The following is a 14,546-nucleotide window of genomic DNA, read 5'->3' as shown; positions in this document are numbered from 1 at the left end:
TTTGGATGTGCCCGTTGTGAACTATATCTCTGACTTTAAAATGAAAGATAACCGATACAAACAGATTACACCCCGTATGCTGCTGAATCATTCCTCCGCTCTTCTGGGCACCTCAACCAGCAATGTTACATTATACGGAGATAATGACACGTATTCACATGATACGTTTCTCGACCAATTGGCGAGTCAAAACCTGAAGGCAGATCCCGGCGCATACTCCGTCTACAGCAACGACGGCTTTACGTTAGCCGAGATTCTGGTCGAAAGAGTTAGCGGCATCGGTTATACGGCTTTTATACACCAAAATTTTACGGAACCTTTGGATATGAAACACACCAAAACACCACAGGATGTGGTTAATCCGGCAGAAATGGCGGGAATCTATTCTCCTTTTTACAAAGGACAACTTCCAAAAGAGAATTATAATATTATTGCTACAGGAGGTCTTTATTCCACTGCTGAAGATCTTGTGAAATTTTCACAAATCCTCACAGGACAAGTCGAAGGCATTCTATCCAGTAAGTCTGTAGAAGCCATGGCGCAAGAAGAGTACAAAAGAGGCATGTGGCCAGAGGATAGCGATACGCTTATGTCTTACGGGTTAGGGTGGGATAGTGTGAACTTGTTCCCATTCAACGAGTACGGCATTAAGGCTGTTATGAAAGGTGGAGATACGTTATCTTATCATTTTTCATTCGTGGTACTTCCGGAATACAACATGGCTGCAGCCGTTATCTCTTCAGGCGGGTCAAGTTTAACCAATAATTTCATTGCGAATGAATTATTGCTCAGCGCACTTGAGGAAAAGGACGTGATTTCAGAACGGAAGTCAGAAAAATCATTTGGCGTACCAGTGAAGGCAGATATGCCTAAAGGAATATCCAAGTATGCAGGAATGTATGGCGGCAATAATTCGGTTATGAAGATCAAAATAAATAAGGCAGGACAAATGAGTGTATCCACACTAACAGCTCCGAATAATCCGGCTCAAGAATACACCTATACAGCAGATGGTACTTTTGTTAACGATGATGGTTCAGAAAAGTTGAAATTTGTTACGGAGAAAAACGGGAATACCTACCTGTGGTCTCGATCTTATATATCCGTCCCGGGGCTCGGACAGCTGGCTTTCTCAGAATATAATGCGGAGAAGCTTAAAGCCAATACAATACCCAAGGAGATTAACGCTGCATGGGCAAAGCGCGATGGTAAAAAATATTATCTGGTGAATGAGAAATACACATCAATGCTCTATCTTAATGCTACATCGATCCTGCCTATTCAGTTGAATAAAGAGAATCCAGGGTATATGTCCAATAATAAGATTACTGGAGCAAACGAAGCAGCCAATCCATTGCAAATTCCTGGTACTGCCGGACGTGATACGATGGACGTTCATTTCTCTAAAAAGAACGGAGGAGAGTATCTTACATTTTCAGGTTATGTATACGCCAGTGAGGAAATGGTGAAACCAATATATTCGGGTAAACAATCCACAACAACCATTCAAGCCGATGGATATGCCAAATGGTTTTCGGTACCAGCGACTGTGAAAGGAAAAGTCATGACAGTGAAGATGCCTGCAAATGCCGGCTTTGCCGTATATGATCAGACGGGTATTTGTATTAATCACACCGTGGTCAGCGGTAAAAATGAAGTTGTGTTACCAGAAAACGGCCGTATTGTATTTGCAGGTGAGGCTGGTTCCCAATTTAAAATTTCATTAAAAAAGTAAAATGAATGGATTTCCAAACGTCTGTATGACAAACAAACTCAACAGGAGAGAACCATCATGATGAAAAAAATATTAATCATTTTGCTCAAAATATTCGGAGCCATAGTTATAGCTTTTGCATTATTTATTGCTACTGTTTTTATCGTCAATGCAATTAGCAATAAGTCTGAGCAAGGGAAAATTAATTCCTATGGCCAGTTCGTAACGGTTGATGGGAAAAATATGAATGTGTTGATTGAAGGAAAAGGCGAAGAAACCGTGGTGTTACTTCCGGGGTACGGAACACCAGCCCCAGCCCTCGATTTTAAACCGTTAGTCGATGAGCTATCTCCATTTTACAAAGTCGTCGTCATTGAGCCTTTCGGTTATGGATTAAGTGACATAACTGAAAAAGAGCGTACCACGGAAAATATGGTTAGTGAAATTCATGAAGCGTTACAGCAGCTTAATATTGATCGTTACACGCTCATGGGTCACTCCATTTCAGGAATTTACGGACTGGATTATGTGAACAAATATCCAAACGAAGTAAGTGCCTTCGTCGGGATTTATAGCAGCGTTCCAACGCAGGGAGATAATGATGATCCATTTCCAACCGAAACCTACAAATTGCTTAAAAAATCAGGATTCTACCGATTGTTAATGAAACTGGCCCCTGATCAACTGATTGCACCCGACGTTGATGATGAAACCAGAGAACAAATTAGAATGCTTTCACTCAAAAATACGTTTAATCCGAACAACCTGAATGAAGGCGAAAATTTCGGTCCTAATTTCAAAGCAGCTGAGAACTTGTCCTTCCCCAAAGATCTCCCTGTGATTTTCTTTTTACAAGCGAATGATACCGAAACGGAAGGATGGATACCTTTGCATGAAGAGCAAGTTAAAAATTCAGTACATGGTAAAGTGATGACATTCGAAGGTGGACATTATTTACACCATACCCGATCCAAAGAAATAGCTGAAAACTTCAGGAAGTTTATGAATGAAGTGAAATAAACTTAGAATAAACGTAGTATCTTTCAGAATTGATTTCAGAAAGAACGAAACGCCCGTTCCCCAGTAGAACACTGGGGAACGGGCGTATTTTCCATACTCATTATTATTTATTGGTCAACGAAATTTCGAACTTTGAACCAGCTTCACCGGCAAATACAATCGTACCATTCACAGGCAATGCAACTTCATTCTCACCACTGACCACGGTATGATTCGTACTGATACCAGCTTGGTCATATACAGTGAAAGCACCTTTCGAAGGCATCTTCACCGTCATCACTTTACCTGCGGCGGCTGTCGGTATCGAGTACCATGTCGCATAACCATTCGTTTGAATCGTTGTCTTCGATTGTTTCCCCCAATAGAGCGGTCTTACAAGTTCTTGACTGACGTAGACCTTTCCTCCTGCTGAGACGTATTCCACGCCGTTTTTCTCGAAGAACTTATATTCCATCGTATCCCGGCCCGCCAAGCCTGGAATTTGCAGTTGGTTCACGGCTGAATTTGCATCCATAATTTTATTGGTATACACATAACCGGGTATCTCATTAAACATATGAATGGGGATGATCGGCGTTGCACTGTCATATACCGTTGAGGTGTATTTCTCATTCACCAGATAATAAATGTGGCCTTCGCGCTGCTTCCAAGCGGCTGTTACATCTTCGGGTAATGTATTGGGTTCGAGCTTTTCTGCCTTGTATTCCGAGGATGCGATCTGTCCAAGCCCTGGCACAGACTGATACGAACGGGACCACAGGTATGTATTCCCATTATCCCCTTGGGCGAATTTCAACTTTTCTGTCCCTTGCTCGTTAACAAAAGAACCATCTGCGGTATACGTATACTTTTGTTCCGTATTGTTCGGAGAAGAAAGCATGGTCATCGTTAATTGCCCTTCATCATTCACTTCCACTTTCAGTAACGAGCTACCGACAGCCCCATAAATGCCTGCATACTGCGTTAGTTTCTTCGGCATGGATGCTTTTACAGGTACGCCAAACGATTTTTCCGCTTTCCGTTCTTTAATAATATCTTTTTCCTCAAGTGCGCCGAGCAACAATTCGCTCGCAATCAATTGGTCGGTTGTGCTTGAACCTCCTGAGGAGGTAACAGCGGCAGTCATGTTGTGTTCCGGAAGCACGATCAATGACGAATGATACGCAATCGTATTCCCACCTTTGGTAACCGCCTGGATGCCGTATTGGTTAAATGGAAACAAGTTCACACTATCCCAGCCTAACCCGTACGAAATAGAGGAATCGCTGTCCTCTGGCCACAAGCCTTTTTTGTATTCTTCTTGCGTCATGGCTTTTGCCGACTCACTAGAAAGAATGCCTTTGACCTCTCCCGTAAAGATTTGTGAAAAGGTGACCAGGTCTTCAGCGGTAGAGTAAATGCCTCCAGAGCCAATCATGTTTGTATTCTCTAGTGGAAGTTCTTCCTTGTGCAACTGAGAATAAGTCACTGCCATTTGGTCTGGGTCAACCAGATCCTGGGGCGTTTTTGTATGGTTCATGCCCAGGGGATCAGTGAAATTCTGATGGATAAAATGGCTAAAGCTCATGCCGCTAACTTTCTCGACCAGAATTTCAGCTAAGGTAAAGCCATCGTTACTATACACCGAGTATGCTCCCGGATCGGCCTTCAAAGTTTGCTCTGCCAATTGATCCAATAACATATCATGTGCATAGGTATCATTGTCCCCATACAGTATTGCACTACTGCTTGAGGTTCCGAGAATCCCGGATGAATGATTCAGGAGCATACGTGGTGTAATTTGTGTGTAACGTTTGTCTTTCATCTTGAAATCCGGGATATAGTTTACAACCGGCATATTCAAATCGATCTTGCCTTCATCAACCAGCCTCATCACAGCGGCGGTAAGCACCATTTTACTGGTTGAACCGATGCCATACATCGTATTAGAAGAAAGGGGGATACGGTCCTCTGGGTCGTTTTTGCCTACTTGTCCGGAGATCACGATCTCTCCCTCATCCATGAGTGCGTACTGCACACTTGTCGTACCGTATGTTTCGGTAAGGATCTTGGCCTTCTCCATCACTGCTTTCTTCGTTGTCTCATACGAAACGTTACTGCTGTTCATGGTAGCCGGTGCGGCCAGTGCGGACATGGGGGCCAACATCGTTAACACCAGGGTTACGGTGGCGAATGAAGTTCGTTTTTTCAGTGTCAATCTCATCTTCTCCTGTCTTATCTGTGAATTTGGAATCTCGGTGGTGGTACGTAAGTTAGTGTACTCTAGGACGGTGAACTGAATATGAATTGACTAGGCATAAAATGGAAAAATACGGGTTGACAGAAAAATCCCTTGTGTATACAATCGTATACATGAACGATTTGTATACATATGTATACGAAAATGGAGGTGCTTCACAAATGAGAGAAAGACATATAAATGTGAACGAACAACCTGATCGCCATGGAGAGCGATCCAGACGCGGTCGTGGGGAAGATGAGCAACAAGGTGAACGTTCCAGACGTGGGAGAGGGCATGGAGAGCATCACGGAAAACGGGGTAATGGGGCGCAAACGTTTCGTCGTGGGAGAATTCTAGTCTTTTTGGAACAAATGCAGAATCGAAGAGCTACGTTGGCCAGACAGCTTGGTCAGGAGGAGTTCCGGAATATTCACCAAATGATTAGTGGTGAGCTGAAAGCCATAGATCAGGTTATTGACGAATATATCCAACTGTTTGAATTGCAAAATGAAGAAGAAAGCCCTAATCAGGATCTGGAGAGTGAATAAGAATGGTTCGTCGTTTTTTCTCGTATTATCGTCCTTACAAGAAACTGTTTTTAATTGATTTTGGTTGTGCTGTAATCGCAGGTTTGCTGGAACTGGCATTTCCGCTTGCTGTAAGCAAATTCATTAATGAGTTGTTGCCAGGTCAAGATTGGCCACTCATTATCCTCGCCTGTATTGTACTGCTGTCGATTTATGCGCTGAATACCGTCTTGAATTATGTCGTGACCTACTGGGGACATATGCTTGGTATTAACATTGAGACCAACATGCGTTCGAAGATGTTCGCTCATTTGCAGAAGCTCTCCTTCCGGTTCTTCGATAATCGCAAGACGGGTCATCTGATCGGTCATCTTACGAATGACCTTAATGATATTGGCGAGGTCGCTCACCATGGGCCGGAGGATGTTTTCATCGCCGTTATGACATTAATCGGATCTTTCTGGCTCATGGCGAACATTAATTTGGAGCTTGCACTAATCACCTTTATTATTATCCCAATCATGGCTTGGGTAATTATCGTGTTTGGTGGACGTATGACGAAGACCTATCGGCGTCTCTTCGGCGATGTGGGGAATTTCAATTCCCGTATTGAAGACAACGTAGGTGGAATTCGTGTCGTACAATCGTTCGCAAACGAAGAGCATGAGAAAAAACTTTTTTCCGTAGACAATGAGAACTTCCGCAAAACAAAGCTGCTTGCTTATAAAACGATGGCGAAGAGTATATCGGTCAGCTATATGATGATGCGTTTCGTTACCGTGTTTGTTATGATTAGTGGCGCCTGGTTCTTTATCGATGGCAGAATTGATATGGGTGATTTCATGGCTTTCCTGCTGTTATCCAACATCTTCTTCCGTCCGATCGAGAAAATAAATGCTGTAATCGAGAGTTATCCTAAGGGGATCGCCGGATTCAAGCGTTATTTGGAAATCATTGATACCGAGCCGGAAATCGCGGATGCGAAAAATGCCGTTGAGCTAAAAACAGTACGTGGAGATATTCGCTTCGAAAATGTTTCATTCGGTTATGAGCCCAATCGCCGGATTCTGAATGATATCAGCCTGTCCATTAAACCAGGGGAGACCGTTGCATTTGTTGGTCCTTCCGGTGCAGGCAAAACGACCATCTGCAGTCTGCTTCCACGATTCTATGAAGTAGAGGAAGGGCGTATCACCGTTGATGGCGTGGATATTCGCGAGGTTCAGCTGGAATCATTGCGCAGACATATCGGTATTGTTCAACAGGATGTCTTTCTCTTCTCAGGTACAATTAAGGAAAATATTGCTTATGGCGACTTAACTGCAACGGACGAGCAGATCTGGGATGCAGCCCGTCGTGCTTCCTTGGAGGAGTTGCTTCTTAGTTTGCCAGAAGGGATCGATACGATCATTGGTGAACGTGGTGTCAAACTTTCCGGAGGTCAGAAACAGCGATTGTCTATTGCTCGGATGTTCCTGAAAAATCCACCGATTCTCATCCTGGACGAAGCTACGTCCGCTCTGGATACCGAGACCGAAGCGTTGATCCAGAAGTCCTTGGCAGAACTGTCTGTGGGTAGAACAACGCTTGTTATTGCACACCGACTGACCACGATCAAGAATGCAGATCGGATAATCGTTGTGAACGCCGATGGCATTGCAGAGCAGGGTAACCATGAGGAACTGGTTGCTGCCGGAGGCATATACAGCCGGCTTCATCAGGTGCAATACAGCCATTCATAATGTTGTAACGCCAAAACTGCGCATATTGCGCGGTTTTTTATTTTGAGCATTTAGCAAGTTGATCCGTGTATTACAAAGACGGATTTTGCTAATCTTCTCATTTAAGTGGATTAACTTGCTCATTACGATTTATATTGTTGACAACGTCCACTAAACTGATTATTATAATGTTGACAATGTCCACTAAAAAGGAGGGTTTGACATCGACTCTCAGCAAATAAATGCAGATATGTTGACTGAAATGCGGCGTTTTAACCGTTTTTATACCAATATACTCGGTGTACTTGATAAGCATATCCTGGGGACGGGATACTCCTTCGCCGAAGCAAGGGTCATTATTGAGATTGGCATTCAAGGGGAGAGCATTGCGAACAATCTGGTGGATACGCTGACGATTGATCGCAGCTACATGAGCCGAATTGTGAGCAAACTGACCAAAGAAGGGCTTTTGATGAAAGTGGATTCAGCCGCTGACAGCCGGGTGAGTTTGATTCGTCTGACTGAGAAAGGTCAGGAGCTTTACAGTGAATTGAATGAGCGTTCGGATCAGCAGATTGTAAAGTTAATGCATGGTTTGGGTGAGGAAGAGATCAGAGAAGTGTACGCTTCAATGATGAATATTCAGGATAAGTTGAACAAGAGAGCAGGAGAGACAAGACGATGATACGATTTGAATGTGATTATAACGAAGGTGCGCATGAGCGTATTTTGCAAAGACTGATTTCAACGAACATGGAACAAACGAGCGGTTACGGTACAGATCCCCATTGCCATCGGGCGAGGAATCTTATTCGACAGGCTTGTGAAAATGAACAGGCGGATGTGCATTTTTTGGTTGGCGGTACACAGACGAATACAACGGTGATTGCCTCTACTTTACGTCCATACCAAGGTGTGATTGCAGCGACTTCGGGTCACATTGCGGTCCATGAGACGGGAGCGATCGAAGCCACAGGTCACAAAGTGATCACGGTGCCAAGCGATGATGGGAAAATTACGCCAGATCAGGTCAAAGTGGTCTATGAGGCCCATATCAATGATGGATCACCGGAACATTGTGTCCAGCCGGGAATGGTTTACATATCTCAGCCTTCCGAGAATGGCACGATGTACAGCAAGGCAGAGCTGCAAGCATTATTTGACGTCAGTCAACAGTGTGGTCTCCCGTTCTTTATTGACGGGGCGCGCCTCGGGTATGCTCTTGCTTCCCGAAATTGTGATATGACTCTCGCTGATCTCGCCCGCTTATGTGATGTATTCTATATTGGCGGAACCAAGATCGGAGCATTGATGGGGGAAGCGGTAGTCATCCTGAATAACAAGCTCAAGCCAGATTTTCGTTATATGATCAAACAAAGAGGTGGTCTGCTTGCCAAAGGCAGATTGCTGGGTATTCAGTTTGAAACGTTGTTTGAAGATGGCCTGTATTTAGAAATTTCCCAGCATGCTGTGGACATGGCCATGTTGATTCATGATTCGCTTGCGGAGCAAGGTATTGCTTTCCTATATGATTCACCAACGAATCAGCAATTTCCTATTCTGCCAGATGACCTGCTTCAGGAATTACGCAACCGTTACTCGTTCACATTCTGGGAAAAGGTGTCTGATACACACAGTGTCGTTCGTTTTTGTACCAGTTGGGCAACACAGCGGGAAAATGTAGATTCACTGCTTCGTGATATTTCCCAGAGTCTAAACAAATTTAAAGCTTGTGTGTAATCATTAATATCTAAAGAATAGTACATTGGCGGAGTAAACCGCCAAAGAAGAAGTCGCCATGCTGATGGCGACTTCTTTTTTTGTTTGCTGCTATATGTTCGATGGATATACGTACTAGAACTGAATCACAATCATTTGATGACAGGTCCATAGAGGTATGGTGTAGGTCACGAGGCCGTTCACCTGACTGAATGGAAGACTAAGGTTCTGTGGCGCCAGATACACGTCCTGTACTTGGTCAGTCGCAGCAATCGTGACCTCTGTATTTACGAGTGGAGGAAGATCCTCGATAACTTCCACACCTAATCCTCTGCGTACGGGAGAAGCATATAGTAGATGATTCACCCAGCGTTTCGAGTTCACTTGTACCTGCAACGTGGTAACGCCTTGTGCAGGGAGATTGGTTATCAGGGATTTATTGTTGCCGAGTAAGCGATCCAGCGTATAACAGATGATTTCCTTGATAGCTAAGCTGCCCTTCGTTGCGTAATCTTCAAAAACATTCCACGCGATATAGATCCCATCTCGTCCTTCGGCCATGCCCGTTCCCGATTCCTGCAGATCAGAAGGAGTATGCTGGTGGGAGCAGAAGGTGAACAAATCTCGGTTAAAATAAGAATTCTCTTTACTGCCAAGTACGATGCCATCTTTCGTTGGTACTGTATTCTGTCCTTCAGTATAGATGACAAAAGAGGCTGTACGCAGCGAAGGAAGCTCGAAATGTGGACGGAAATAGGAAGGACGGAACGGGGATACCCCCTGAAATTCTACGCCCAAATCAAATTCAAAGCATGTTCCATCTGGGGAGAGTCCGGAGCGGCCGGTGGCAAGAATTTTGCCGCCTTCAGCAAGAAAGGCTGTTAGTTTAGACTTGATTGTCTCTGTGATAATAATGGCATCCGGCAAAATGACAACTTTATATTTGGACAAATCAGCTTGCAGATCCACCACATCGAAGAGATAGTGGCCTTCCAGCAAAATTCTTACAGCCCCAGTATCATAGTGGTTGTGCTGATCATGTGGATTGCTTCCGGCTTCCCATATCGTTGCTTCCACCGATAGCAACGCGATATCGGCCATTGCAGAAGTATCTCGGCACAATTCCTCCTTTGCTTCTACCTCGCGGTAGGCTTCACCGATCAACGAATACGTGGCAAGATCCATTTGACCAGCCGGATGCAGCTGATCCCCGATGGAGCAACGTGCCCCGTTCGCAAGGCTCAGCGCAGTTTCATAACGCAGCGCGTTTGGATGTTTGTATCCGCCGAATTCACCCCAGGAAGTATGGAATTTCCCGGTCATGCCGAGGAAATCCACCCCTAGTGTCTGAGCATAACGAGCAGAGAGTGGGAAATGATCGTACCCCCAGCCACCAGTTGGAAGCGATTCCAACTCCAGATGTGTATTCACATGGATGAGATCACGCCGCCCGCGGTCGACGTGACTGCTGTTGTGGAACAAGGGTAATCCGGGTTTCAATGCATGTACCGTCTCATTCATTCGATTGGTATAACGAGCATAAGTTTGTTCCCACAGTATTCTCATGTCTTGAATGTTTCGTGGGTCGGAGCCCTGCCTGCGGATTTGTGCAACGCAATATTGACAGTAACATTCCCGGACGCCAACGATATCAAGGAAGATGCCGTCCGCATCATAGTTCTTTACGACTTCCTCGACCTGTTGGGTGAGAACATCAAGATAAGGGGTGTTCATGCAAAATTGATGATATCCTGGCGTCATGAAGTCGGCTGTCCAGCTAATTTGCTCTTGCTGATTGCGGATGAGACATTGTGGATGTTTGCGGGCGAGTCGCTCATCCAAGCCAGCGGAGAGATAGACCGGTGTCTTCACGCCTATCTCATGAGCAGCCTCAATCTGGGCACCTAGAAGATCGAAATTCAGATGTGGATGCATTTGATTGGCGGTTGTCGGGTGATAGCCCAGCCATGATGGCATTTGGAGAATATGGTGATGGAATCGACATGCCCAGTTTTGAGCATCTCCTGAAATTGCTGCTTCGAGAAATCACGGCCAATGCCTTCAATGGCTTCTGACGTATGAAAATCGAGATGAACTTGACGGAATTTCATGCTTGCGTCCCCCTGGTCATTAAGTGATAGAATCATATTATATCTACTACTCTAAGGGATCGCGTACTTCTATAACAGCTGACAATTACGACTTTATATAGCACATTCTCTACATTTTGAATAAAGGGGACTCACTCATGCTTGTACTTGAATTACAGGTTCCGCCTTTTCCGCTGTTAGCAGCAATTGGGCACACCGAATGGCAACCGGGTGTGCAACATGCACAGCGTTGCTTTGATGTGTTCGATCTTATTATTTGCGCCAAAGGAGCGCTATACATGGAGGAAGATGGCATCCGTTTCGAGATTACGGAAGGCATGATGCTGGTTCTCGAACCTGGTAAAGAACACCGTGGCTATAAACCAACAGACGTGCAGACGGAGGTATACTGGATTCATTTCCAGCTTCCCTCTGTCCAAAAGATGATTTTGAAAGAAAAGACGACTTGGGAGCAGCCCTTGCTTAAGCAAACAGACCAGGATATTGAAGCTCCCCCTGGAGTCATTGAAATCCCCAAATTCGCTGCGGTGGATCTACGTAATCTAGAGCCAATAGTGAAAGAAATGCTTGAGCTGCACCATGTGCTCACCCGTCAGCGTTCCTTCGAGCTGCATGTTCTGCTAGGCCAATTCCTTCTGCAATTACAGAAGGGAATGAGACAAAACAGTCCACAGGCTCGTTCCTATTTTCTAAGCGAGAAGGTGGCGGCTTATCTTGGTCAGCACCTGGAGCAGCCGTTTGAGTCCGGACAGATGGAGCGTGATCTGCTCTACCATTTTGATTACCTGGCCCGCTGCCTGAAGCAGTATACGGGGATGAGCCCACTTCAATACAGGCATCACCTGCAGATGGAGAAGGCCAAGCGGTTATTGGCACATTCTGAACTTCCCCTGAAGCGCATCGGCGAGTTGTGTGGACTGCAGGATAACAACTATTTTACGCGCTTGTTCAAGCGTCAAACTTCCCTCACGCCTGGAGAGTACCGCAGGAAACACCAGCTGTATTTTATGGAATAGAAGTGATCGAACAGATCTTAATAGGCAGTTCATCTACCCGAAACAAATAAAAAAACCGTCCGAAAGGACGGGGGAATTGTGTTCCAACTTATATATTTGTAAGCGTTCAATCGCTTTCTAATCGTAGAGCAAAATATCAAAATAGTTCTTCTTGCAATATCAAGCTTTAAAGTCCTCGCTTCGTACAGGGCTAGCATTCGATAACGCCTGCCGAAGACTATCCGCTCCATGCTCCTGGTAACTGGGAGTCCCCGGTTGTTGGCGCCAGGATTCGTCCAAGCCACCGGCGTCTATAGCATCAAATCCCAACTCCTCGATAAGTTGAAGCACGATTTTCTTTGTGTCGGGATCATCACCAGCTACCGGCAGAGCAAGTCGATCTGGTGAACCGGCAGGCAGTCCACGTTCAAGCAGATTAACAGCGGAAATACCATTAAAGGCTTTGTTAACAGGATGTTTCAAGTATTGCTCGACCCAGCGGCTTTCAGGTAAGCCACCTTCGATCTCGGCAATAAAGCCGTCACGCTGACGGGGGTAATAGTTCCCGGTGTCAATAATGGCAGCACCAGGTGCAATTTGGTCTAAGATACCATCAGGGAGATCCGGAATATTCTTTTGTGGAATCGTTACAATGACCAGCTCGGCTCCATGGGCGACTTCCGTTACTTCAAGCGGTTTTGCGCCTGTCTCTTCAGCCAGGTTTGTCAAGGTATGAGGACCACGTGAGTTAGCAATCGAGACATCATGACCAAGTTTGGTGAGACGACGGGTGAGATTGCCACCGATATTTCCCGTTCCAATAATTGCGATTTTCATTTATTCCGACTTCCTTTCCCGATTTAATATGGTATGACATCTTCACTGTAACAGAGAACAATAGAGCTGTAAACAACTTCTTGACTGAACGTTACAAATTACCTATACTAAGATTTATTATTTCGTTGGGAAGGGAGGAAATGCAGTGACCAGAGGTGGAAGACCAAGAGAATTTAAGGATACGGCTGTGATTGACGCAGCCATGGATGCCTTTTGGCTGAACGGTTACGAAGGGTGTTCTACTGAGGATCTATGTAAACAGACCGGTCTCGGGAAGGGCAGTTTATATAATGCGTTTGGCAGCAAACATGATTTATACGAAAAGGTACTCCAGCGTTACCATGAGGAAGGAATACGGGAGCAAAGCGAGATTTTACAGAGCTCCTTACCGTTGAAAGATAGATTACGCGGTTTACTGGAGTGGGGCGTACAGGAGGATTTTTCGGAATCAGGGCGAAGAGGCTGTCTCCTAATTAATGCAGCAATGGAACGGGCACGGGTTGACCCTATGGTTGAGCAAGTGGTGACCCGACATATTGGATTGTTGGAGGATGCCCTTTGTGATCTGATGGAGCAGGGTGTCCAGACAGGTGAGATTACTTCAGGGAGACCGGCCAAGGAACTGGCAAGCCTGTTTCTAAGCAGCTATTACGGACTTCGCGTGCTTAACAGCTCCTCACAGAATCGTGATCTGGCAAAAAGTATTGTTGAAGGTACATTGGCAGCTATTTATTAGCCGGGTAAATTCCGGCACTTTTTTTTGCGTTAGTTTTGTACCGTTCATTACAATAGTGTGGTTTTTTAACTCATATGAAAAGGGGAAATGAAGATGCCATTGGCAATCTATGTGCTTAGCTTGGCTATTTTTTGCATGACGACCTCAGAATTTATGGTAGCTGGAATGATGAATACACTTGCAGGAGAATTCGCAGTATCCGTCTCTCAAGTAGGATATCTAATTACAGCCTTTTCAGCGGGGATGGTCGTGGGAGGTCCTTTATTAACCGCTGCTCTGCTGAATATGCCTAGGAAAAAAGCGTTTATTATGCTAACCGGTGTGTTTCTCGCTGGACAGTTACTTGGGGCGATTGCTGGTAGCTATGAGGTTATGATGGCCTCACGCATCATCGCAGGCGTTGCTTCCTCGGCTGCGTTTGGCGTATCTATCTCGATCTCTGCCTCACTCGTGGAGGAGAACCAGCGGGGACGGGCGGTGTCGATTATCTTCGGTGGTCTTATGATTGCCACGGTTCTGGGTACACCTGCTGCAACGTGGGTGGCTGATGCTTATGGTTGGCGTTTCAGTTTTTGGGCGGTCGCCATTCTTGTTCTACTGTCAGGAGTAACCGCATTGCGGTTGATCCCCGTATTATCCAGACCGGAGCCAACCAGTCTGCGCCATGAAATGAAATCTTTTCGCAATCGCAAGCTCTGGGCGGCTTACCTGACGAGTTTTCTTATTATAGGAGCCACATTTGTAGCATTTAGCTATTTTGCTCCGATTTTTACAGAACTGACGGGTTTTTCGCCTTCCTCGGTGCCACTATTGTTTGTCGTCTATGGAGCTGCTACGGTTGTTGGCAACCTGATCACTGGCCGACTGGCGGACCGATACACCATGCTGATTCTAACGATAGGGCTTGTTCTCTTGACGACTGGTCTTCTGACATTCGCCATTGGT

10 protein-coding genes and 2 pseudogenes are annotated in these 14,546 nt (G+C 45.3%); 9 read left to right on the top strand and 3 right to left on the bottom strand.

Annotated elements, in window-relative coordinates; translation table 11 throughout:
• On the top strand, positions 1-1,735 hold a 1,735-nt coding region (locus AMS66_RS19235; RefSeq protein ID WP_236703520.1), incomplete at its 5' end, for a serine hydrolase domain-containing protein.
• Between the two features lie 57 nt (positions 1,736-1,792).
• Complete coding sequence (locus tag AMS66_RS19230; protein ID WP_053782327.1) at positions 1,793-2,734, top strand: alpha/beta hydrolase; 942 nt, start codon at positions 1,793-1,795, stop codon at positions 2,732-2,734.
• A gap of 103 nt (positions 2,735-2,837) precedes the next feature.
• On the opposite strand, the gene AMS66_RS19225 is transcribed toward AMS66_RS19230, so the two are convergent.
• Positions 2,838-4,937, bottom strand: coding sequence for a serine hydrolase domain-containing protein (locus AMS66_RS19225; protein ID WP_053782326.1), 2,100 nt, complete (start codon positions 4,935-4,937; stop codon positions 2,838-2,840).
• Positions 4,938-5,134: 197 nt separating this feature from the next.
• On the opposite strand from AMS66_RS19225, the gene AMS66_RS19220 reads away from it, so the two are divergent.
• The 4 genes from AMS66_RS19220 (at position 5,135) to AMS66_RS19205 (ending at position 8,943) form a co-directional block, all read left to right on the top strand.
• Positions 5,135-5,503, top strand: coding sequence for a hypothetical protein (locus AMS66_RS19220; protein WP_099854339.1), 369 nt, complete (start codon positions 5,135-5,137; stop codon positions 5,501-5,503).
• Between the two features lie 2 nt (positions 5,504-5,505).
• Positions 5,506-7,224 carry an ABC transporter ATP-binding protein gene (locus AMS66_RS19215; RefSeq protein ID WP_053782325.1) on the top strand — a complete coding sequence of 573 codons (1,719 nt, stop codon included), beginning with the start codon at positions 5,506-5,508 and terminating at the stop codon, positions 7,222-7,224.
• 229 nt (positions 7,225-7,453) lie between these two features.
• Positions 7,454-7,888 (top strand): MarR family winged helix-turn-helix transcriptional regulator, encoded by a 435-nt coding sequence (locus AMS66_RS19210; protein WP_236703519.1) that lies wholly within the window; start codon positions 7,454-7,456, stop codon positions 7,886-7,888.
• The gene (locus AMS66_RS19205) at positions 7,885-8,943 is read left to right on the top strand and encodes a threonine aldolase family protein (protein ID WP_053782324.1); all 1,059 of its coding nucleotides are present in this window, start codon (positions 7,885-7,887) and stop codon (positions 8,941-8,943) included. The genes AMS66_RS19210 and AMS66_RS19205 overlap by 4 nt, the downstream gene beginning before the upstream one ends.
• Positions 8,944-9,057: 114 nt before the next feature.
• On the opposite strand, the pseudogene AMS66_RS19200 reads toward AMS66_RS19205, so the two are convergent.
• A pseudogene (locus AMS66_RS19200) lies at positions 9,058-11,033 on the bottom strand (beta-galactosidase trimerization domain-containing protein).
• A gap of 137 nt (positions 11,034-11,170) precedes the next feature.
• Between AMS66_RS19200 and AMS66_RS19195 the strand changes: the two are divergent.
• Entirely contained in the window at positions 11,171-12,049 is an 879-nt protein-coding gene (locus AMS66_RS19195) for an AraC family transcriptional regulator (RefSeq protein ID WP_053782323.1), read from the top strand.
• Between the two features lie 159 nt (positions 12,050-12,208).
• Here AMS66_RS19195 and AMS66_RS19190 read toward each other — a convergent pair whose 3' ends face one another.
• On the bottom strand, positions 12,209-12,865 hold the full coding sequence (locus AMS66_RS19190; RefSeq protein ID WP_053782322.1) for an NADPH-dependent F420 reductase: 657 nt from the start codon (positions 12,863-12,865) through the stop codon (positions 12,209-12,211).
• Positions 12,866-13,010: 145 nt separating this feature from the next.
• Between AMS66_RS19190 and AMS66_RS19185 the strand changes: the two genes are divergently transcribed.
• Positions 13,011-13,601, top strand: a complete 591-nt coding sequence (locus AMS66_RS19185) for a TetR/AcrR family transcriptional regulator (RefSeq protein WP_053782321.1) — start codon at positions 13,011-13,013, stop codon at positions 13,599-13,601.
• A gap of 93 nt (positions 13,602-13,694) precedes the next feature.
• Positions 13,695-14,546 (top strand): annotated as a pseudogene (locus tag AMS66_RS19180) (MFS transporter); the annotation flags it as partial.

This window comes from Paenibacillus xylanivorans (genome assembly GCF_001280595.1).
GTDB classification, from domain to species: Bacteria; Bacillota; Bacilli; order Paenibacillales; family Paenibacillaceae; genus Paenibacillus; species Paenibacillus xylanivorans.
This window is presented reverse-complemented; position numbering and strand designations above follow the sequence as displayed.